At 63.4% G+C, this 20358-nt stretch carries 22 protein-coding genes and 1 pseudogene; 3 read left to right on the top strand and 20 right to left on the bottom strand.

Annotated features, from left to right (window positions below; genetic code table 11):
- Positions 1 to 12: 12 nt before the first annotated feature.
- Entirely contained in the window at positions 13 to 237 is a 225-nt protein-coding gene (locus BKY27_RS17865) for a hypothetical protein (protein WP_037240002.1), read from the bottom strand.
- Positions 238 to 240: 3 nt separating this feature from the next.
- Entirely contained in the window at positions 241 to 1737 is a 1497-nt protein-coding gene (locus BKY27_RS17860) for a sigma-54 dependent transcriptional regulator (protein ID WP_081896188.1), read from the bottom strand.
- A gap of 118 nt (positions 1738 to 1855) precedes the next feature.
- Here BKY27_RS17860 and BKY27_RS17855 point away from each other — a divergent pair, with 118 nt between their 5' ends.
- Entirely contained in the window at positions 1856 to 2788 is a 933-nt protein-coding gene (locus BKY27_RS17855; RefSeq protein ID WP_071675839.1) for an IS5 family transposase, read from the top strand.
- A 643-nt stretch (positions 2789 to 3431) separates the two neighbouring features.
- On the opposite strand, the gene BKY27_RS17850 is transcribed toward BKY27_RS17855, so the two are convergent.
- The 9 genes from BKY27_RS17850 to BKY27_RS17810 form a co-directional block, all read right to left on the bottom strand.
- On the bottom strand, positions 3432 to 3950 hold the full coding sequence (locus tag BKY27_RS17850) for a type II toxin-antitoxin system YhaV family toxin (protein WP_057821743.1): 519 nt from the start codon (positions 3948 to 3950) through the stop codon (positions 3432 to 3434).
- Positions 3947 to 4273: a type II toxin-antitoxin system PrlF family antitoxin gene (locus BKY27_RS17845; protein WP_005668772.1), complete on the bottom strand. Its 327-nt coding sequence runs from the start codon at positions 4271 to 4273 to the stop codon at positions 3947 to 3949. The genes BKY27_RS17850 and BKY27_RS17845 overlap by 4 nt, the downstream gene beginning before the upstream one ends.
- A gap of 124 nt (positions 4274 to 4397) precedes the next feature.
- The gene (locus BKY27_RS17840) at positions 4398 to 5051 is read right to left on the bottom strand and encodes a DUF6927 domain-containing protein (RefSeq protein ID WP_037239996.1); all 654 of its coding nucleotides are present in this window, start codon (positions 5049 to 5051) and stop codon (positions 4398 to 4400) included.
- A gap of 102 nt (positions 5052 to 5153) precedes the next feature.
- Complete coding sequence (locus tag BKY27_RS17835) at positions 5154 to 5747, bottom strand: hypothetical protein (RefSeq protein WP_025042408.1); 594 nt, start codon at positions 5745 to 5747, stop codon at positions 5154 to 5156.
- 72 nt (positions 5748 to 5819) lie between these two features.
- Positions 5820 to 7802, bottom strand: a complete 1983-nt coding sequence (locus tag BKY27_RS17830) for a ParB/RepB/Spo0J family partition protein (RefSeq protein WP_071675838.1) — start codon at positions 7800 to 7802, stop codon at positions 5820 to 5822.
- A 155-nt stretch (positions 7803 to 7957) separates the two neighbouring features.
- The gene (locus tag BKY27_RS17825) at positions 7958 to 8347 is read right to left on the bottom strand and encodes a DUF3768 domain-containing protein (protein ID WP_037239991.1); all 390 of its coding nucleotides are present in this window, start codon (positions 8345 to 8347) and stop codon (positions 7958 to 7960) included.
- Positions 8348 to 8435: 88 nt separating this feature from the next.
- Positions 8436 to 8645 carry a DUF6330 family protein gene (locus tag BKY27_RS17820; protein WP_037239988.1) on the bottom strand — a complete coding sequence of 70 codons (210 nt, stop codon included), beginning with the start codon at positions 8643 to 8645 and terminating at the stop codon, positions 8436 to 8438.
- A gap of 23 nt (positions 8646 to 8668) precedes the next feature.
- Entirely contained in the window at positions 8669 to 9607 is a 939-nt protein-coding gene (locus tag BKY27_RS17815; RefSeq protein WP_037239986.1) for an ArdC family protein, read from the bottom strand.
- A gap of 41 nt (positions 9608 to 9648) precedes the next feature.
- Positions 9649 to 10134, bottom strand: coding sequence for a hypothetical protein (locus BKY27_RS17810; protein WP_071675841.1), 486 nt, complete (start codon positions 10132 to 10134; stop codon positions 9649 to 9651).
- A 334-nt stretch (positions 10135 to 10468) separates the two neighbouring features.
- On the opposite strand from BKY27_RS17810, the gene BKY27_RS17805 reads away from it, so the two are divergent.
- A complete protein-coding gene (locus BKY27_RS17805; protein WP_071675837.1) occupies positions 10469 to 10762 on the top strand; it encodes a hypothetical protein in 294 nt (97 codons plus the stop codon).
- Positions 10763 to 10790: 28 nt separating this feature from the next.
- Here BKY27_RS17805 and BKY27_RS17800 read toward each other — a convergent pair whose 3' ends face one another.
- The 9 genes from BKY27_RS17800 to BKY27_RS17760 all read right to left on the bottom strand — a co-directional run bounded on the left by BKY27_RS17800 (position 10791) and on the right by BKY27_RS17760 (position 19606).
- Positions 10791 to 11081: a hypothetical protein gene (locus tag BKY27_RS17800; protein ID WP_233491890.1), complete on the bottom strand. Its 291-nt coding sequence runs from the start codon at positions 11079 to 11081 to the stop codon at positions 10791 to 10793.
- A 5-nt stretch (positions 11082 to 11086) separates the two neighbouring features.
- Positions 11087 to 11788, bottom strand: coding sequence for a VIT1/CCC1 transporter family protein (locus BKY27_RS17795; protein ID WP_071675836.1), 702 nt, complete (start codon positions 11786 to 11788; stop codon positions 11087 to 11089).
- Positions 11785 to 13692: a heavy metal translocating P-type ATPase gene (locus tag BKY27_RS17790; protein WP_071675835.1), complete on the bottom strand. Its 1908-nt coding sequence runs from the start codon at positions 13690 to 13692 to the stop codon at positions 11785 to 11787. The genes BKY27_RS17795 and BKY27_RS17790 overlap by 4 nt, the downstream gene beginning before the upstream one ends.
- Positions 13693 to 13697: 5 nt before the next feature.
- Positions 13698 to 14678, bottom strand: coding sequence for an FAD:protein FMN transferase (locus BKY27_RS17785; protein ID WP_071675834.1), 981 nt, complete (start codon positions 14676 to 14678; stop codon positions 13698 to 13700).
- On the bottom strand, positions 14659 to 16866 hold the full coding sequence (locus tag BKY27_RS17780; RefSeq protein ID WP_071675833.1) for a PepSY domain-containing protein: 2208 nt from the start codon (positions 16864 to 16866) through the stop codon (positions 14659 to 14661). Before BKY27_RS17780 ends, BKY27_RS17785 begins: the two co-directional genes overlap by 20 nt.
- Before the next feature lie 11 nt (positions 16867 to 16877).
- Positions 16878 to 17348, bottom strand: coding sequence for a DUF2271 domain-containing protein (locus BKY27_RS17775; protein WP_071675832.1), 471 nt, complete (start codon positions 17346 to 17348; stop codon positions 16878 to 16880).
- A 35-nt stretch (positions 17349 to 17383) separates the two neighbouring features.
- Complete coding sequence (locus BKY27_RS17770) at positions 17384 to 17764, bottom strand: PepSY domain-containing protein (RefSeq protein ID WP_009503876.1); 381 nt, start codon at positions 17762 to 17764, stop codon at positions 17384 to 17386.
- Between the two features lie 182 nt (positions 17765 to 17946).
- Complete coding sequence (locus BKY27_RS17765) at positions 17947 to 19296, bottom strand: ferredoxin reductase family protein (RefSeq protein ID WP_233491889.1); 1350 nt, start codon at positions 19294 to 19296, stop codon at positions 17947 to 17949.
- Positions 19289 to 19606 (bottom strand): PepSY domain-containing protein, encoded by a 318-nt coding sequence (locus tag BKY27_RS17760; protein ID WP_050525472.1) that lies wholly within the window; start codon positions 19604 to 19606, stop codon positions 19289 to 19291. The genes BKY27_RS17765 and BKY27_RS17760 overlap by 8 nt, the downstream gene beginning before the upstream one ends.
- A 145-nt stretch (positions 19607 to 19751) precedes the next feature.
- Here BKY27_RS17760 and BKY27_RS17755 point away from each other — a divergent pair.
- A pseudogene (locus BKY27_RS17755) lies at positions 19752 to 20282 on the top strand (response regulator transcription factor); the annotation flags it as partial.
- Between the last annotated feature and the right edge of the window lie 76 nt (positions 20283 to 20358).

The following is a 20358-nucleotide window of genomic DNA, read 5'->3' as shown; positions in this document are numbered from 1 at the left end:
AGCTGACAGGGCTTAGCCCCGTCGCCCGCAAGCCGGGCATTCGGCCTCTCCGAAGTAGCTGTACCAGATCCCCTTGCAGCTCTTGCACCAATGGCCCCTGGCGCCCGTGCCCGAAGGAGCAACGGCCTTTGACATGGCGGTCAGGCCCAGATTGCGCGGCTTGGACCGGGTCTTGGCCAGTCCGGATCGGGCATAGGGGAAACCAATGACTTTCGTGGCAGGCGCGTCATCGTCCATGTCTTACCCTTTGCGCAGACCGTATCTCTTGATCTTGTTTGCCAGCCCGACTCGTGACAAGCCCAATTCTTCCGCGACCTTACTTTGATTCCAATGAAACGCCTCCAGCGCCTTGGTCAAAACGACCTGCTCCAAATGTTCGACCTTGTCTTTAAGCGTTACACCGGATGGCACGAAAGCTGCGTCCTCGCCGTTTTCGATTGGCGTGCGCGCGATCTTTTCCGATAAATGTCGTAGAGCAACATATCCACCTTGTTCCGCAACCGCGACCATGCGCTGAACTTCGCTTTCCAGCTCGCGGACATTGCCCGGAAATGGGTAATACTCCAACCGCTTCAGAACGTCAGATGTGACACCCAATACCCGGCGACCAACCACACCGGCATATTTCTCAACAAAGAACTGTGTCAGCACCGGGATGTCGTCGGTCCGGTCGCGAAGCGGTGGCAATTCCAGTTGAAACCCGCGTAAACGATAATACAGATCGCGGCGGAAACTGCCTTTTTCCACCATCTCCTCAATTGAACGGTTGGATGCCGCGATGATCCGCACGTTGCTGTACAGTGTCTTGTCTGAACCAAGTGGTTTGACTTCGCCCTCTTGCAGGAAGCGTAAAAGGGCCACCTGAAAATGCGGTGATACTTCTGACACCTCGTCCAGAAACACCGTGCCCCCATCAGCCGCCCGAAAAAGGCCCAGCCGATCCGCAATCGCCCCCGGAAAGGCGCCACGCATGTGGCCAAACAGCTCGGAATACAAGGCATCGTCAGACACACCGCCGCAATTCTGGCTGTGCATGGGTGAATTCACGCGATCCGAGTTAAAGTGAATGGCGCGCGCCAAAAGCTCCTTGCCGGTGCCCGTCTCGCCTCGGATCAGGACCGGCATGCCCGTGGAGGCCGCGACTTTCGCCTCGGCGACAACTTCGGCCATCTTGGGGCTTGCATAGACCAGTCTTTCAAAGCGTGAAACGCCACCCTGAACCGATCCGCCTTCCTCGTCGTTGAAAATCTCGTCATCCAGCGACAGCTTGAGCTCTCTGCTCAGTATCCGGTGCCGGCGCGACAGCTCGGCGTGTTCCAGGGCGCGCTTGACGACGATGCGGATCTGCTGCTCTTGCACCGGTTTGGCAAGATACAAATAGGACGCCGTATCTTCGCAGAGTTGCGCGCCGCAGCTCATTTCATTTTTTTCGCAAATAACAATGCGCCAACACGCGGTATGAGACAAGCGAGACCGCGCCAACGCGTTGTCCGGTCCAAAATCATCCTCATCGACGTCATAGAGAATGAGGTCCACGTTCACTTCGTCAAGGCGGCTCTTTGCGGAGTTATCATCCTCGCAAAAGATCAGCCGATACCCATCCAATTCGCTCAGAGCGCTGGAAGCGGACAGGGTCAAAGCCTTGTCCTTGGACTTGATAAGAACCGTAGATATATTCGACAAGGTGCTTGGACCTCCGTTGCCACTGATGATTGCCGGATCAGTATCAGCAAACATTCTTTGCATAAAGAGAACTATTTATGCAAGTTCTGCTTGCAATCTAGCTTCAGAGGGCTCTGTTGCACAAATCGCGTGAGGGATTCATCTTGTGAATCCAGCGTGGTAGCCGGGCTCCATGAGCAAACCGACATCCCCGACCTACAAGACCAGGAACTGGCCAGCCTACAATGAAGCGCTCAAGCGCCGGGGCTCGCTGACGATCTGGTTCGATCCCGAGATGTGCTGGGAGGCCGCGCCGACAGGCAATCGTGGTCGCCAACAGACCTACAGCGATACTGCCATTCAGACTTGCCTGACAATGAAGGTGCTGTTCGGCATGGCACTCAGACAGACGACCGGGTTCGTCGAAAGCCTGTTGCGCCTGGTCGGCCTTGACTGGTCGGTGCCAGACTTCAGCACGCTGAGCCGCCGCCAGAAGACCCTCGCGGTCAACATCCCGTATCGTGGCTCCAAAGGGCCGCTGCACCTGCTGATCGACAGCACCGGCATCAAGGTCGAGGGCGAAGGCGAATGGCACGCACGCAAGCACGGCGGCCCCAAACGGCGCGTCTGGCGCAAGATCCATCTCGGGATCGACGAGCAAACGCTGGAGGTTCGAGCCGTCGAGATCACCGGGAGCCATATCGGCGATGCACCGGTGCTGCCCGACCTGCTCAACCAGATACCGGAGGGCCAGGAGATCGGCCGCGTCACCGCTGACGGCGCCTACGACACCCGCAAGTGCCATGATGCGATCGCTGACCGTGGCGCCCACGCCGTCATACCGCCCCGCAAGAACGCGAAGCCGTGGAAGACCGTCACCGCTGGTGCGGTTGCCAGAAACGAAGCCCTTCGGGCGGCGAAATATCTCGGCCGTGCGATCTGGCGAAACTGGAGCGGTTACCACCGACGAAGCCGTGCCGAAACGAAGATGCACTGTATGAAACTGCTGGGGCAGCGCCTCATGGCGAGGGACTTTGACCGACAGGTCGCAGAGGTCCAGATCCGCATCGCCGTCATGAACGGCTACACCGCGCTTGGCATCCCTGTCACAGAAACCGTGGGATGAATCCGTCCGGGGAAAGGGGAACTCCGGACATCAGAGGCTTTGTGCAACAGAGCCGCTTCAGAGTGCAAATCCAGCGCCACTTCGCCTGTTGTGAACATCCAGTGCTACGTCCTGTCACTTCATTCCAATTCAATCGCCCCTCCGGCTCATACCCCGCTGTCATAGCGGCCACGGAGCGAAGGGTTACATCCGACCAAGAAATCCACGAAGCTATTGGTCAACCGCGACGAGGACTTTATCGGACCAGCAAGACCAGGCCGACCGCTCCCCTCAGGTTCCCGCTTGGTGTAGCGAATGCTCGGTTCGGATGATGACCGTATGGGCCAAGCTCAATGACGGGTTTGGCGACATGATCAACAACGCGACGAAGCATGTTCGGCAATTGCGAACGGATGCTGCGTCAGCAAAAGCCGCATCTGCGTAAGTCCGAAATGTCCGCATCTTACCAGTTCGTACACGATGCAGCGAACGGCTGGTGTACGGATAGGGAGGGACTTCTGAGAATTTCATCGTACCAGCCATATGACACACCAATGTCGCTTATTTCACTCGGCTCAAGGGTGACGGGAGATTGTAGGGCAGAACGACCTCTTTACGGACAGCCTCAGCGTAGGATTCTGCCCCTTCCAGCATTCGACCCCACTTACCGATCGGGCACCGCTTCAAGGGAAGTTTCGAACCGCTTGCCCGCCGCTGCAGCTTCTTTCAAGAGCGCGTCGAAATTGTCAGGTGGATTGCCATCTTCCAACATCCCTTTGAACGTCGCATAGGCATCCGTCTTGCTGCCGTAGGCGCGCAGGGTCTTGTCGTCGTTCACCCAGGCCACCACGATGACCTTTGCATCGCTGTTGAACCGATAGAACAGCCGATACTGCTGGAAGAATTTCGCCCGGAACCAGTGCTTGCGGTGATCGCCGAGTGTGCCGCCTTGCCGGAAGGCGGCGGCACCCGGATCTGCCGGTATGGCCTCGGTGACCAGCTTGAAGATGGCGGCCAGCCGTTTCGTCGGGTTTTTCTTGCGCCAGGTCTTAGGATCGCGTGCCTTACGCGCCTCGACTTCCTCGATCAGCCCTTCGATCTGGTCCAGAAAGAGCGGATGCGCATAAATCGACCATCCGTTTACGACAAGGGGCGCTTGGACTGGCACGCTATCGCCGGTCATTCATCCTCGAGCGATAGCGGCGCATCGAGATCGACGTCAACGTCTCCGACCAGTGCTGCAAGACGGTCATGCAAAGCCCCATCGAACGCCCGAATGCGGTCCGGATGCGCCTTGATATCGGCCTCGACAAAATCGAGAAAGGCTCCGAGCACGGGATCTTCCTCGTCGCTGCGCACGGGCTCGATATAGACCCTGCCACTCGGCTCGGTGCAGTAACGAATCTGGTCGCCCTTGCCCAGCTTGAGCTGTTTGCGCACACCCGCCGGCACGGTCGTCTGATACCGATCCGTGAGTTTCGAGACATCTTGTGCGAGGGCTGTCATGGCAGTCTCCTGAAGAAAAGGGTCTTTGCTGCCCGCGATAGGTAATGCATTTGCATTGCCTTGTCAAGACAAGCCGCAGGATCTGCTGTCGCCGGGCAGGTCGATGAACCGTCCGGCGCAGGACCTAATTTCGCCCCGCCAGGAACTCCGCCAGCACCGGGCTAGCCGCACCTTTCGCGGAGCTGAGCAGCTCCGAACCCGCAAGCGAGGCCTTCGACAGGCGTACGAGCCCACCAGTTTCCTCGATGCGGTAGCAGCGGCGCTTTTGCCGCCCGCGCCTGTAGTGGGTCGCGGTGACAATCTGGCAGGTACTGCCATCGGTGAGCGTCACAGGTGCTGCGAGCCTGATCTTGTCGCCTTCCTCGTAGTCCGGGATCGCAGCCCAGTCCTGGCAGCGCTGGCGCCAGGCATGGGCATAGCTGTCCGGGTCTTTCAGGTCGGAGAGGAGCTCGATCAGCCCAAGGGGAGCACGAGACTCGTTCGGGCCAGCACTTTCCTCCATGTCCTTGTAGCCCCAGCAGCCGTCATCGTATCGGGTGAGGAAGACAGCACCGAACGTGATGGAGCCATCCGCATCGGTCACATAGGTCGTGTCCTCGACCGGCGAGCCATCGATACTTGTGACCTTTGCCGCCGCGTACCAAGTCGAACCCACCTTGCAGGCTTTGACCAGTTCCGTCTTGCGCCTGTCGCTCTCGAAGGTGCAGAGCCGGGCAATCTCCGCTTTCTCATCCGCGTAGGTCTGGACGCGGCGATCGGTATAGAAGAGCCATCCCATCTCAGAGTCCTTTCTCTCATTGGGGAAATTGTTGTCGTCAATGTCCCGAGAGGGCCGCAGGCCTGGCAGGGTATTGGCGATGCTTGTTTGAGAAAGGGCGCGTTACGCCGCCCTCCGGTCATCGATTTCCATCAGCGCATCGAGCGGCACGCGGTAGGGCTGCATGGCGTCGAAATCCTCGCAATTGCCGCAGTTCTGCACGATCGCGAAGGTATCGCAGGCATCCTTGAGGATGACCCGGAAGGTGCCGCCGAGGCCCGAGGGCACCTCGTAGGTCCCGCCGATGAGATAATCCGAGGCCCGGCGTACGAAGACGCGGATGCTGTGGCCATCGGTGGCGAGCCGGATCGCCCCCCGCCCCCGGTCGATGAGCACCTGCACGTCATCCAGGATGTCGGTGTAGAACTGGCCGGTCAGATCGCGAAACGCCATGCGGCGCTGCGCCATCCAGTCGGTATCCCGAAACGGGTTCATGCCGTCGGCGAAGGCGAAGGAGGGATCTGCCTGTTCGGTGGTGACGATACGGGTGGTCGTGCCATCGATGCCGTTTGAGCGCAGATGCACACCATTGCCGACGATCAGGATCAGGGCGGGCCTGTCCACGGGCCCGTTCCAGTTGGGCAGGAAGGTCTTGCAGGCGCGCGCATGGGCGATCTGTGCCGCAACAGCGGACGCAGAGAACTTGAGAATAGCCATGGGGATGTCTTTCGGTTGGGTGTGGGAGGGTCGACCCGCGCGGGAAATGCCTCGCGCGGGTCGCGTGAGGACTCAGGCCGCTTGCGCGACCTCGCTGTCAGGCTCGGGAGATTCCGAGGCGGGCTCCGCCTCATCACAGACGACACCGGCGGTCTGCATCATCGGCGGGCACCAGGCGGCTACGGCAGCGCGCTGCGCGTCCGTGAGTGTGGCGAACGGCTCTGCAAAGAGCTTGTCGCAGAAGGCCACGATCTCCTTCTTGCTCGACGAGGCCAGCGTCACCGCCTCCTGGGCCAGACCCAGATCCTCGCCGAGGATCTTCAGGAGCCATGCCTTTTTGAAGCGATTGAAGAGCGCCGCGTTCGGCGTCCAATGCGCGCGGATATCGGGCATGATCTCGATCTCGAACGCATGCATCAGGCTGTCGCGCTGGCGGTCCCGCGCGAAGCAGGACTGCGTGGTGCTGGCCGTGGCATAGGCCACGAGCTTGGCCTTCTCGCCGGCCTCCAGCGCGCGAAACGCCGCGAACTGATCGGCGGGCGGGCGGGTATCATCGAGCCACGAGAGGTCCAGCACATCATGCGCCGCGGCCACCTGCGCGAGGGAGGTCTCGTCAATCTCGTCCATCTTGGCGTGGTTGCGGTATTCCTTGCGGGCATCGATCTTGATCGCCTGCGTGACACTCATGCCGCTGGCCAGAACGTCGCTCACCAGCTTGAAGAGCGTCAGATCGAGCGTGGCTTCCGGATGCAGCGCCATCGCGGCGCCAAGGGCCATGGCCCGCTCGGTCTTGAGGTCCTCGGCCAGTGAGGCTGGATAGGTGATTTCGCCGGCGTCCGGGGCCTCTTCCCCGGTCGGGCTAGCCGAAGAGCCGCGCGCGCCCTCCTCTTTCACGGTGTCTTCCGGGCGGACGAGACCAACATGGAGCGTGATCTGCCCACCCTGCCACGACGCGATCACCCCGGACCGCGCGAGGTCCTCGGTGCTGTAAGCCTCCTGCAGATCGCGGGCTTCCTCTTCCAGAGCGTCCACGCGCTCGTAAAGGGCATTGTAGGCACCGTCCTCGAGCCCCTCATCCTCCATCTGGAGCTGCAGTTTATCAAGCTCGGCAGTGATCTCATCGATGCGCTTCTGGGCGGATGCATCCGGCACGATCGGGCCGGGATAGACGCGGCCATAGTCGGCCATGGTCGCGTAATCATAGCGCACCATCGCATCGGCCCAGGCGAAGCCCAGCCTCATACGGGCCTCTTCGGCAGCGGCACCGAGCTTCTCGAGCAAGATGGTCTCGACCAGTGCTGCATCCTCGAGCACGGAATGCTCTTCCAGAAGGTCAGCCGCGACAGCACCGCCGAGGGCCTCGTAGTCCGCGCGCACGAAGGCTCCGATATCGTCGCTGACCTGCACGCCGCGGGATTTGAGCGCTTGCCGGACGGTATAGGCCTGCAGATAGCTGTCTTCCTTGGTGAGCGCCTCGTAGACCTCGCGCTGAACCTCCTGGCTCGGGTGCTCGGCAAAGGCCTTCATCGTGTCGAGCGTGATCGTCTTCGCCCGGGCCGCGGCGCGGATATCGGGGTGGATCAGCCCGTAGCGCAACCGGCCTTTCACGGCGGCAACGGTCGTGCCGAAAGTCATTGCGATGGTCTCAGGCGTCTGGCCATCGACCTCCATCATCCGCGCGAAAGCCTCGAACTCGTCGATTGCGTTCATCGGTGCCTGGGTGATGTTCTCGGCGAGCGACAGCGCCGTGGTGACGTCACACTTCTCCGGCACAAGGCGGCAGTCGACCTTGGTCTTCGCGGTGAACCCCTTCGCGGCCTTGTCGGCGACCAGCTCCTTCAGGGCTGCATGGCGTCGGCCACCGGCGAGGACAGCGTATTTGCCGTCGAGCTTCTGGACCAGGAGCGGCTGCAGGAGACCCAGAACAGCGATGCTGGCTTTCAGATGGGCGATGTTCTCGGGGTCGTAGGTTTCCGAAGAGTTGCTGCGCACATTGGCGGGATGCGCAGTGAGATCGCTGATGGCGACGGTGAGAGGGGCAAAGCTTGTGGTCATGGGATATCCTTCCAGGTGGGTGAGGTGTGGCCCGCGCCTTCACGCGCGTAACCGATCCCCGGCTTCAGGGATCACAACGACAAAAGGCCCACTTGCCCTTTGAGGGGTCAGTGGGCCTTCATCGCCTGGGGTGTCAGGAGGGGGTGTCCCCTGCCCTACCAGTCGCGCGCCAGCATGATGGTCAGCACGCGCACGGTGGTGGCGGGATTGTCCGGGGTCTCAGCCCCGTAGCGGAAATCCGAGTCTGCTTCATAGAGATCGATCTTCCAGAACACGGTCTCGCCCCGGATCTCGACCGCCCCGAAATCGTGCCATCCCTCGGGATCATTCTCAGGCTCGAATGTTGCAAACTCACCGGTGGCCTTCACCGCCTCGGCCATGAAGCCGTCATCGGCCTCCATAAGCGAGCGGGTGACATGCATCCGGCCCTGGATGGGCTGCGCGGGCGGCACTCCAAGGCACGCGAGCTTGCGAAACGCGTCGTTCTGCGCCGCGATCACACTCGGATCCGGACGGTCTGGCTGGGGTTGAACGGTCATGGACATGGGGATCTCCTTTGAGAGGTTTGAAACACCCTTCTCAAAGCCCGCTTTTTCTTTTCCGCTTGGCGGATGAATCGAGGCCGAAGGCGCCCTACCCGAACAGCCCTTTGGGTCTGTAATTCGGGTTGGGGATGGTTTCGATCCAGCCGCCCTGGTCCGTGATGCTCTCGAGCGCTGCCGAGAGCGGATAAGCGCCCTCGGCAGCGCTCCACCAATAGGCACCGCGCTTGAAGGTGATGATCTTGCGGCGGCCGTCGTTGAAGCAGGCCACCCGCAGCGTTTTGGGTTCCTTACGTGACATGGGTGTCTCCGTTCTCCGTGTGGTCAGGCGGCCTCGGCACTGCGCCCTGCCCTGCCCACCTCCGATCTGGCGATCAGATAGTCGCAGGCGCGCTGCGCGTCCGCGGCGTGCCGGAAGATCGCGCCCTTGTCCGACCGAAGAACGCGCAACCAGTTGTGGAGGTAGGCGGCATTCATCTCGAGCGTATGCGCCGTGAAGCCGAGCGTCTGACCCAGGAACACCGAGGTCAATTCCGCGACGATTTCCTCGCGCGCATAGGACGTGTTGCCAAACTTCGAGAACCCGAAATCACGGTTCAGTCGATGCGGGGCTTTCGTGGCATGGGCCAGCTCATGCGCCCAGACCCCGTAGAAATTGCGCGGGTCCTGAAACCGTGTGATGGATGGCATGTAGACCTTGTCCACGGGGGGCAAATAGTACGCCTCCGTGCCCGTGAAGACGGTTGTGATGTCGATGGCATCGAAAAACGCCTGCATGTGCGGGATCGGCTCGGACGGCGGATGCTTGGGCGCGGGCTCTGGGTCAGGGTAGAAGCTGTCGGGCAAGCCCTCGATCTGGCAGGCATTGAACACACGGTAGGATTTCTGGAAGCGGAAGATACGGGCTTCCTCGGAGTGATCATCCCCGTCGCTGTGAACATGCTCATCGCCGGCGTCTCTCCGGCTTTGACCGTAGTAAACGACGACAGAGGACTTCTCGCCCTTGCGGACCTTTGCGTCCAACGCATTGGCCTGCGGCAGCGTCATCCAGAAGGGAGAGCTGTGGCCCGCCATCACGGTCCGCATCGTCAGCAGGAAGTTGTTCACTCCCTGGTAGGGTTCTCCGCCCACGCGCAGGGGACGAGAGCTGCCACCTGCGGTCCAGGGCTTGCGCCACGGCAGGACGCCGCGCTCGATGATGCGGATGATTTCGTTTGTGATGACCTCTGAGGCATCGAATTTGGGCGTACGGGATCGGGCCATGGCTGGCCTCCTTTTCGAGTTTTGGTGAGAGGGAGTGGTGACTAGGTTGACCGACAGGGGCGCGGATCGTTGGCGATCCTGGCACCGAGGGCTTCGACCATGTCGATGTAGGTGGTCAGCGACACGGACTTGCCGGGACCCGAAGAGTCAGGGTCGACCGATCCGTCCCGCGCCACCCGCGGCAGGTTCGCGAAGGCGATGACATCGGTGACGGGTCGGATATCGATGAACGGCGTGCCACGTGCGACCGCAAGAGCGGCCAAGGGAAAGCGCTCGATGGGCGCGAAGGTCGACACGGTGGTCCAACCGAGATGGATGAATGTTCCACCCTCTCCGCAGGTCACATGCGCGTTTGGCAATAACGCCGCCTGCTTCAGATAGCCGAGGTCACGCAGGACAGTCTCGCGCTCGAGCCGTTGTGCCTGCCCCGTCTGGCCGGTTCGGCGTAGTTCCTTGTGTCGCCACCACCAGGCAGCGGTCGCGCGCAACACGCGCAAAACACCTGTTTGCATCGGAATGCCCTTCATCAGGAAAGACAGACCGGAATCCGGCGGACCCATCTGAGGGACCCCAAAGGCCCTCATCCGTCAGTCACAAAACCCGAAGGACACTTTCACTCTTTAGGGATCTGATGCCGGGGAGCGTTAAATGCAAAGCTCATGAGAACGTAGGATCCTCCACTTTCCGGCATCAGACACCAATGAGGAACAGGATCAGGCCCGGACGCCCTCTTTCGGGCATCCTCAGGCCTGACCTCCCCCGGCCCTCCTCTTCCTCTCAAACCCCATGATTTCCGCAGGTGGCTTGATTTTGTTCCTGTTATGTTCTATTTAAAAGCCACGCTAAGAAGGGAGATCCCCGATGGAAAGCAACACTTACGCCCTGCCCGCGACGCCCAAGCAGATCGCCTATGCGCGCGCACTAGCCCTGCGCAACCAGACGCTTCTGCCGTGGGAGGTTCAGCAAGATCGGCGCTCCTTGAGCGCCTGGATCGACGCACAGGCCAAGCTGAAGCCGGGCACGCAGGACAGCCGCCCGACATCAAAGCAGGTCGCCTTCGCCGAGCGCCTCGCACGCATCAAGCGCCGTGCCGTGCCGGATGAATGTTTCCGCGACAAGGGGCTGATGTCGAAGTGGATCGACGGGAACAAATGAAGCTGGGCTGACCCTGCGGTGATCGAGATTACTTCAGCCGATCGACAACGGATGCCCCGCCCGACCCGGCAAGCGCGATCAGGCTGGACTGGATCTTGGATGTGAAGACGGAACTGAACGTGCCGATGGGCGTGCGGTCCTCCCAGACATAGGACCGCTCCAGAATATCGGTGTTGATCTCGTCCAGCATGACCCATTTGCGGACATGGGTTTCTGACCCCACGCGCTGCGACTCGATCTGTGGCACCTCGATGATCAGCACGATGTTGACGAGCATTGCCGCAACAAGCAGCCAGAGCGGGGTTCGGGTACACCCCATTGACTCTAGCCTACGGCGACCCCGAACAGCGAACCGACCCCGGCTGTCGCCGCCATTGCAAGCGCTCCCCATAGCGTGACCCGCGTGGCCCCACGGACGACGCCTGCGCCGCCGGCCGAAGCGCCCAATCCGCCAAGAACTGCTAGGCCGAGGATCATCGATCCCGCCACCAGGGGAGCGATCTGCGCCTCCGAGACCAGCAGCACGACGATCAGGGGTAGCACCGCCCCAGCTGCGAAGGTCAGTGCGGACACCAGAGCCGCCTGGATAGGGCGGGCGGTAACGGTTTCCGAAATGCCGAGCTCGTCGCGCGCATGCGATCCGAGCGCGTCACGTTCAGTCAGTTGCACGGCAACCTTTTCCGCCAGGTCGCGGTCCAGCCCTCTTTCAACATAAATCCGGGTCAGTTCCTCGAGCTCGGCCTCGGGCGTTTCCTCGAGTTCACGGCTCTCTCGGGCGAGGTCCGCCTGTTCGGCGTCAGTTTGCGAGCTGACCGAGACATACTCCCCCGCCGCCATGGACATCGCGCCAGCCACAAGCCCGGCCAGCCCGGCGATCATGACCTCGGGCTTGCCGGACCCGGCTGCGGCGACGCCGACGACGAGGCTCGCGGTCGAGACAAGACCATCGTTGGCGCCGAGAACGGCGGCCCGCAGCCAGCCGATGCGATGCACCATATGGATTTCAGAATGTGATAGACGGCTCATGGCGTGGCTCCTTGAACGATGTCACCTTGCTCTGACGTGATGGCCTGTGGTTTGCCCGTAGCTGGCTCTTGCGGCGCGATGCGCAGCGCGCGCAGAGCGTTCAGGATCACGGCAACGTCGATCACTTCTTGCAGGAGCGCGCCCTGGACCGGCGTGAGGTAGCCGAAAGCGGCCGCGATCATGCCCATGACAGACAGGCCGATCCCGGCGACAACGCTTTCGACTGCGATCCGCCGCGAGGCCCGCGCGATCTCGATGCCGGGCCCCAGCCGGTCGATCCGGTCGACGAGCAGCACCACGTCGGCGGCCTCGGCCGAGGCCGCGGCGCCCCGTGCCCCCATTGCCACGCCTACATCGGCTGCGGCCAGGGCGGGCGCGTCGTTGACACCATCACCCACCATCATCACCGGCCCGTGTTTACGCTCGGAAAGCACCAGTAACACCTTTTGATCCGGCGTCAGACCTGCCCGCAGCCCGTCGAGGCCCAGCCCCTCGGTCACGCGCTCGGCCACGTCCGCGCGGTCGCCAGTAGCCAGAAGGATGCGCGCGATCCCTTGACGGCGCAGACCGTCCAGCATGGCACCCGCTCCCTCGCGCAGCGGGTCGGACATGACGAGGTGCCCGGCCATGTGACCGTCAACTGCCACTGCGACAAGGACCGATCCGGCGCCCTTGGCGGGGTGATCGCCCACCATCCGCCCGACACGGGACGCCACGAAGCCGTCGCCGCCGACGATCACCTCGCGGTACTCCACACGACCCAAGACCCCTTCGCCCGGGATCTCAGCCACTTCTGTCGGAACGGGCAGTGTGAAGTCCCGCGCCTTTGCGGCAGCGACGATGGCCTGCGCCACGGGGTGTTTCGATGCCTGATCGAGCGCGGCGGCAAGGCGGAGGATGTCGTCCTCGGTCATGCCATCGTGGCTGTCGATCGAGATGATCTGCGGACGGCCATCTGTCAGCGTCCCCGTCTTGTCGAGGATCAGCGTACGGATGCGCGCCATTGTCTCGAGCGGCCCTGCGCCCTTGATCAAAACGCCAAAATGCGCCGCGCGCGAGAGACCCGCGACCAGTGCGACCGGCACGGCAAGGATCAGCGGACAGGGCGTGGCGACCACCAGCACGGCGACCGCGCGGATCGGATCGCCTGTGAACCACCAGGCCGCGAAGGCGATACTGACGGTGACGACCAGAAAGCCCAGCGACCAGCGGTCGGCCAGCCGGGACATCGGCGCTTTGGACGCCTGCGCTTCCTCCACTAGACGAACGATCCCGGCATAGGTGCTGTCCTTGGCCTCGCGCGTCGCCGTCAGGTCGAAGGCCTCGCCCGCGTTGGTCGATCCGCTCATGGCGTCGGCCCCGCGCGCCAGCCGCACCGGCAGAGGCTCACCCGTCAGCGCCGCGGTGTCGAGGAAGGCGGTGTTGGACGCCACCGTGCCGTCTACCGGCACCACGTCCCCCTGCCGGATCAGCAGGCGATCGCCCGGTGCGATCTCTTCGAGGGGCACATCCTCAAGACCGCCGTTCCGGTGACGCGTCGCGGTCCGAGGTACGCGAGATAAAAGATCCTTCATCGAACCACGTGCACGGCCCTCAGCGAAGGCTTCGAGGAAGGTGCCTCCAGAATACATGACTGCGACGACAGCCGCAGCCAAGGTCTCGCCGAAGACAAGCGCCGCCGACATCGACAGCGCGGCAACGATATCGAGGCCCACCTCGCCGCGCCCGATGCTCCGGACGATTTCGACCACAAGCGCTGCCAGCGCGGGAACAACTCCTGCAATCCAGATCAGGTTCGCAATCTCTGGTTGGCCCGCAAGGTAGAATACGAGTCCCACGATCAGCCCGGTTGCGGCCATCAGCAGGAGTGCGGTCTTGAAGCGATCGGTACGGGTCTGTTCCATGCGGCTCATCTTCCCCCGGCTGAGGCGATTGCCGCTGGTTCTTCGGAAAAAAGACGCCCGACACCCACGCCCATTGCATTCCCTTCATCATCGCGCAGAAGAAACAGGGCGTCGAGTCCACGTTGTCTCGCGAGGTCCGCACCCCTCTCCGCACCGAGCACCATCAGCGCCGTCGCCCAGGCGTCGGCCTCGGCACAGGTGCGGGCCACCACGGTGACGGAGGCCGGCGAGGCTATCAGCGGCGCGCCACGTCTCGGATCCATGGTATGCGACAGGCGGCACCCCTGAACCTCGACCCAATGGCGGTAGTCACCGGAGGTCGCGACGGCGGCGTCCTGCAGCGCCAGAACCGATTGCGGCGTCCGGCGATCAGGGTCCGGCGCTTCTACCGCGATGATCCATGCCTCGCCATCGGGGCGCAGGCCCATGGCACGCATCTCACCGTCGATGCCGACAAGGGCGTCGGCAATCCCATGATCGCGCAAGGTCTCGGCGAGCCGGTCGACGCCATAGCCCTTGGCGATGCCGTTCAGATCCAGCGCAATGGGCGCGGTCTTGCGCAACTGCATCCCCTCGATCTCCAGCACCTCCTGCGCCGGGCGGCGGGGGGCGTCCATCGCGGCGCGGATACCCTCGGGCGCGGCGGCCCCGGGCCCGAAACCCCAGGCCGTCACCGCATCGCCCATGCCGATATCGAGGGCCCCGCCCGAGGCGCGCCCGATCTCGAGCCCGAGGCGCAGGACCGCCCGCAGTTGCTCCGGCACCACCACCCAATCGTCCACCGGCGCCGCATTGATCCGCATGAGCGCGCTCTCCGCGTTCCACGTCGACATCTGCTTGTCCACCTCGTCGACAGCCGCCTGAAGGGCGGCACGGATTGCATCCGTGTCGCGGCCCCGATCCGCGAAGAACAGCGCCGACCAGCGCGTGCCCATGGTGGGGCCGTTCAGGGCGATGCGCGCGCGCTCAGTAGACATCTTCGACATACCGCCCCTCTGCCTTTAGGACTGCGGGCGTAAGCCCGGCAGGTGCGAGGATCTCGGCCAACGCATCGCTCACGCCCGTGGCCATGTCGCGCCCGCCGCAGACCATCACACGCGCCCCGTCGCAGATAAGCCGGGCCACCTGCGCCGCGTCGGCGCGCAAGGCGTCCTGCACATAACTGCGCCGCGCGCCGCGCGAGACGGCGGTGACAAGCCGGGTCAACCGCCCCTCAGCCTGCCAGCCGGGCATCTCTTCGCCATAGAAGAAATCGCTGTCCGCATGCCGCATCCCGAAAAACAGGTGCACGGGCCTGTGCCGCGCATTGCCGCGGATGAAGCCCGCCAGCGGCCCGATGCCGGTGCCCGCCCCGATCAGGATCAGCGGGGTGCGACCGCGGTCGGCGTGAAAGCCGGGATTGCGGCGCAGGAAGGCCGTGACCGTAGCGCCCGGCTCCAAGGCGGTCAGCTGGCCCGAGGCCAGCCCGCCCGGATGCTTGCGCACCACGATCTCGACGAAGCCGTCGCGGCGACCCGAGGCCAGCGAGTAGAGACGTGGCACGGCGCTGCCCTGCGGCAGGACACCGATCAGGTCGCCCGCCTGGAACCGCGCGAAACCCGCGCCCGTCAGCCGCTGCCACAGCGTCGCGCGCGGCAGGGCAAAGCGCAGGATCGCGGCCCCCGCCTGCATCTCGGCCCCGTAGTTGCGCCGCGAGACGAGGGTCAATGTTTCGGTGCGCGGCGAGACGGGCTGGTGAGAAAGTTCGAGAGAGATGCCAAGCACCTCGCCAAGCGCGCGGCCCCAGCGCGCGAAATCCTGTGGCGATTGGCGGTCGATCGTGTCCAGCGGCATGAGTTCGGCCCAGCCCTTCGCCTGCGCCGCTGCCGCAACGGCCTTGGCGAAGGCGCAATAGGACGGAAAGCTGCGGTCGCCGAAGCCGAGCAGGGCCATCGGGATATCAGGCGCAGGGGCCGACGCGTTCATCCGGTCGAGGAACCCCTTGGCCGAGGCGGGCGCCGCACCATCGCCATAAGTCGCGGCGAGAACGATGATGCGCTCTGCACGGGCGTAGCGCTCTGGTGCGAAGCCCGACATCGGGCCAACATGGACGCCCTGCCCCGCTGCCGTCAGCGCGGCATGCAGGGTCCCGGCGAAGCCCCAGGTGCTGCCACCCTCGCTGCCGACAAGAATGATCGTCTCGGCACGGCCCGCGGGCTGGTTGCCCCGGATGCGCGGCCGCCCGCGCCGCCCGGCAAGCCAGATCAGGACGCCGGTCACGCCCATCGCCGGCACTCCGAGCGCCATCATCCCGAGCACAAGGCCGAGCGTCGCGGCCCCCTGCCCCGTGTGCAGCATGTAAATGGTTTCCGAGACGCGCTCCCACCCGGTCAGGTCGGCCCATGCCACGAGCGCGCCGGTTCCCTGGTCAAGATAGCCGGTGCCCCGGTCGGTCTTCAGTGTGAACACGTCCGTCGCATCGCTGGGATAGGGAAAGCTCAGCTCGCGCAGCTCGGCGACGGGCGTCTGCAGCAGCGTGGCCATCTGATCGAGAGCGAACCCAATTTCTCCGCTCACTTCGGTGGGATCAGCCGGCAGGACGCTACCGTCCGGCAGAAGATCGAAGGTGGAGGCTGTCATCCAGAGGGCGGTGGTGGAGGACAGAACGAGGCCGATGACGGCGATCCGGGCGATCTCGACATGCAGCCTGCCCGTGAACGGACCGCGCAAGGACGCGAACCAGTGCCGCCATCCGCCCGCCCGTCGCACGACCAGCATAGCACCCGAGAGCGAGAGGACCAGCATCGCCGCGGCCCCGGCGGCCATGGCGATGCGCCCGCCATCCCCGAGGAAGAGCGAGCGATGAAAGTTGGTGAGCCAGCGAAGGGCCTGGTTCGGGTCGGCCGAGGCAACGCCCGCGCCCGTCGCCGGGTCGATCACGGCAGCACCCGGCGCGCCCTGATCGAACCAATAGGCGGTGATCCGACCGGAGGGCGACCGCCGGATCTGCTCGACGCCCGGATAGACGACCTGGATGCGGTCCGCGAGGGTGGCGACTGTCAGGCCAGTCTCCACCTGCGGCGCGGTGATGCGCTCGACTGCCGGAAAGACCGAGAGCGCAGCGCCGCTCAGGCTCAGGATCGTGACGAGCGCGAGTGCCAGAAGACCCGGCCAGCGATGGAGTGTACGGATCATGGCCCTGCCCCTCACATGTCGTAGGAGAAGTTGGCGATGTAGCGCCGCCCGCTCACCGGCGTGCCCGCGCCCGCCGTCGTCAGCGGCACGGCCACCTCGTTCGGGCTGTCACGCATATCCTCGACCGCCGCGTCGATGTGCAGCGTGTAGCCCGCATCGAACAGCGCGTCGGCCAGATCGAGCGTGATCTCGAGACGGCGGCCCGCGCCGACGCTGGCGCCGGTGATACCGTTTACCTGCGCGGTATCGCCGCCCGTGGCACGGTACCAGTCGCTAAGATGCTCGTAGTACTTGGACTTGTCGCCGGCCATCCAGAGACTGCCGACATAGGCGCCCGAGGCATCGGTGACGTAAAGTGCAAGATAAGCGCCGTCGCCGCCATAGTTGTTAAGGGTGGTTGTGAGCGTCACGGGCCGTGCCATAGCGAGGCCGGGAAGCGTGAGTGCGGTGGTAAGCGCGAGCGTTGCGAGAAGTGATTTCATGGGAATGATCCTTGTTCAGGGTGCTTCGGAGCTGTTCAGTTCACCTGAACCTGCGGAGGGGCGCCGTTTCCGAAGAGGCCGTTCTGCGGAGGAGCGACCGTTCCAGCGGGCGCGGGATTGCGGGCGCCACCGCGGTCGTCGTCATCATCCTCGTAGTCCATCTCGACGATCTGCAGCGTCGCCGGATCGAGCTTCACCTCGATCTCGCGGCCATCCTGGTCTCGGCCTTCGATTTCGTAGCAGCCGTCGTCGATCTCGAAGTCGCGCACCGTCCAACCGTTCTGTTCGGCCATCTGCATGGCGGCCTCGCGCGGCTGCCACTGGTCACGGGGCGCATTGCAATCATCGTCGTCGGCCAGCGCAGCGCCGGCGGGCAAAAGTGCGATCAGGGCAAGGGCGGTCAGGGTCTTTTTCATGGCAAGGGGTCCTTTCGTTTGATGAGACCAATCTGGCACCCCGACCTGAGGGCATCCTGACGCCCCAGCGATTCCTGCTTCAGCTTGCCGTCAGGAAAATGGCCCCGCCGATGAGGGCGGGGCCAAAAAAAGATGCGAGCGCAGGCTACAGGGCTGGCATGGCTATGCGCCCTGCCCCGCGTTCAGGTGAATTCGAACTGCTCGAAGCGGACACGGCGAGGCGTTTGACCTTGTGCTTTCAAGCCCTTGAGAATCCCGTCCTTCAGACCGGTTGGGCCGCAGAACCACAAATCGGCTTGCCGGATCGCGAAAGGGACCGCGCCAATCAGGCGCTCGGCCGTGAGCCTGCCATCGCGCGTCGTAACGACCACCTCGAAACTGAACCTCGGGTTGCGGGCAGCCGCAGCGCGCAGCGTCTCTACCCCAATCGCCTCCTCTTGTGTCCGAACGCAGTGGATGAGGTGAATGTCGCGGCTATCCGCTTCGCTCAGGCTTTCGGCCCAGGCGAGGAACGGCGTGATACCGATGCCGCCCGCCAGCCATATCTGGCGCGCACCGCCCTTGCGGAAATTGAACCGTCCATATGGCCCTTCGACCTGCACGCGCGTTCCGGTCCGCAAGATGGCGGGCAGGCTTCGTGTCCAGCCACCCAAGCCCCGGATGGAGAACGTCAGGGTGCCGTCAGGGCGCGGGGCGCTGGCGATCGTGAAGGGGTGCGGCTCGGACAGTCCTGCCTCTGGCGCGCGGAAGAAGGCGAATTGCCCCGGCCGCCACCGCATGGCCCGCCCCTCGGGGCGGAGGGTTAGCGTGGTGGTGTCCTTGGTCTGGCTGATCTCTGTGACGGTGAATTCTCTACGCCGCAGGTACGGGGCGACCAGCTCGGTGAATATCCACGCGATCACTCCCGCGATGCCGAATGTGTTCAGTAGCACCGAGAGCGATGGATCTACCTCTGTCGGCAGGTCGACGAAGAACTGGTGAAAGACCACGATTGCAAAAAGGGCCCCCATGAAACGATGGCTGAACCGCCAGATCTGATAGGGGATTTCCAGTGGGGTGAAGGGCAATCTCCGGAACCAGCTGACAGCAACCAGGGCGAGAAGCGCGTTGAAGGCAAGTTCGCCCGCCTCTTCACCAAGTTCACCAAGGGAGGTTTCACGCACCAAACGCTCGAAATCCGGCTCGATCTGCTGGTGCAGGATCATCAGGATCATTGCGGAAATACCAAGCCACTTGTGGACCCGGTACATGCGATCGAGACCGCCGAACAATGGTTCCACCAGCGGCGGTCGGGCGGCGAGGATCAGGGTCTGTGCCATCGCGACAACTGCCGCGGCCCCGACGGCAATGCCAAGTGCTGCATCCGCGCCATAGGGCGCATAGGTGTTGAACCCGATCAGTGCCGCCAGCAGGCATGGCAACGCAACCAGCACCGGGCCCGTCAGGGCTAGAGGAGAGTTTAGGGATAGTCGGGAGAGTGGCGGCAGGCCCGGCACCGGGACAGTACCGTCGCGACGCGCTGCATCAGTCATCGTCGCGTCTCTCGTGATCCCGCTCGCGGCGATCATCCTCGTCGTCCTCGTATTCGAACTCGATTACCTCCAGCGTGGCCGGGTGGACAGTCACCTCGATCGCACGCCCCTCGGCATCCCTCCCATCGATCTCGTAGCAGCCGTCATCGATCTTGATCCGGCGCACCGTCCAACCATTTTCCTCAGCCAGCATGGCAACAGCATCGCGCGGCTGCCAGTCGGCCATCGGCACGAAGCAATCGTCGTCAGCCAGCGCCGCGCCGGCCGGAAAGACCGCGAGAAAGCCGATAATTGTCAATGTCTTCTTCATGGGGCACACTCCTAGTGGCTCGCCTCTTGATGCCATTCATGCGCCGCGAAGCTGACGGCAGCCTGAAGGGGCTCGACCCACAAGCTTCAGCTTCGTGTCAGCCAGACGGATCATGGAGGGACATCAGGAAAGGACGGGTACGACCATGCGCATATTGCTGATCGAGGACGACACGACTCTTGGCGCTGCCGTGCGCGACCAGATCGCAGCTGATGGCCAGTCAGTAGACTGGGTCACGCGGCTAGACGCGGCGGCAGACGCGATGAGCGCAACCTCTTACGACCTGCTCCTGCTCGACCTCATGCTGCCAGACGGACGTGGTATCGGGTTCCTCAAGGGCCTCAGGACGCGTGGAGACGTGACGCCGGTCATCATCCTGACGGCGCTCGACCAGGTGTCCGATAGGATCGAAGGCCTCAATGCGGGCGCTGACGACTATCTTGTGAAGCCCTTCGACCTGTCGGAACTGTCGGCACGGATCGGATCGGTCGCGCGGCGCTACAGCGGCAACCCCAACCCGATCCTGACCCACGGACCGCTCGACATCGACCTTGCCGCGCGCAGCGTCCATCGGGATGGCAGACATGTGCCGCTGACGGCGCGGGAATGGGCGCTCTTCGAGGCCTTCCTGGCGCGTCCCGGGCAGCTCCTGTCCAAGGCGCAGTTGGAGGAGAAGGGGTCGAGTGGGGCTGAGTGCAGAAAACCCCTTTAAGGTTTCTGTTGGGTTGTTTGCGCGTTGAGACTGACGCTCA

The sequence above is a fragment of the Nioella nitratireducens genome (assembly GCF_001879715.1).
Classification (GTDB): Bacteria; Pseudomonadota; Alphaproteobacteria; order Rhodobacterales; family Rhodobacteraceae; genus Nioella; species Nioella nitratireducens.
This window is presented reverse-complemented; position numbering and strand designations above follow the sequence as displayed.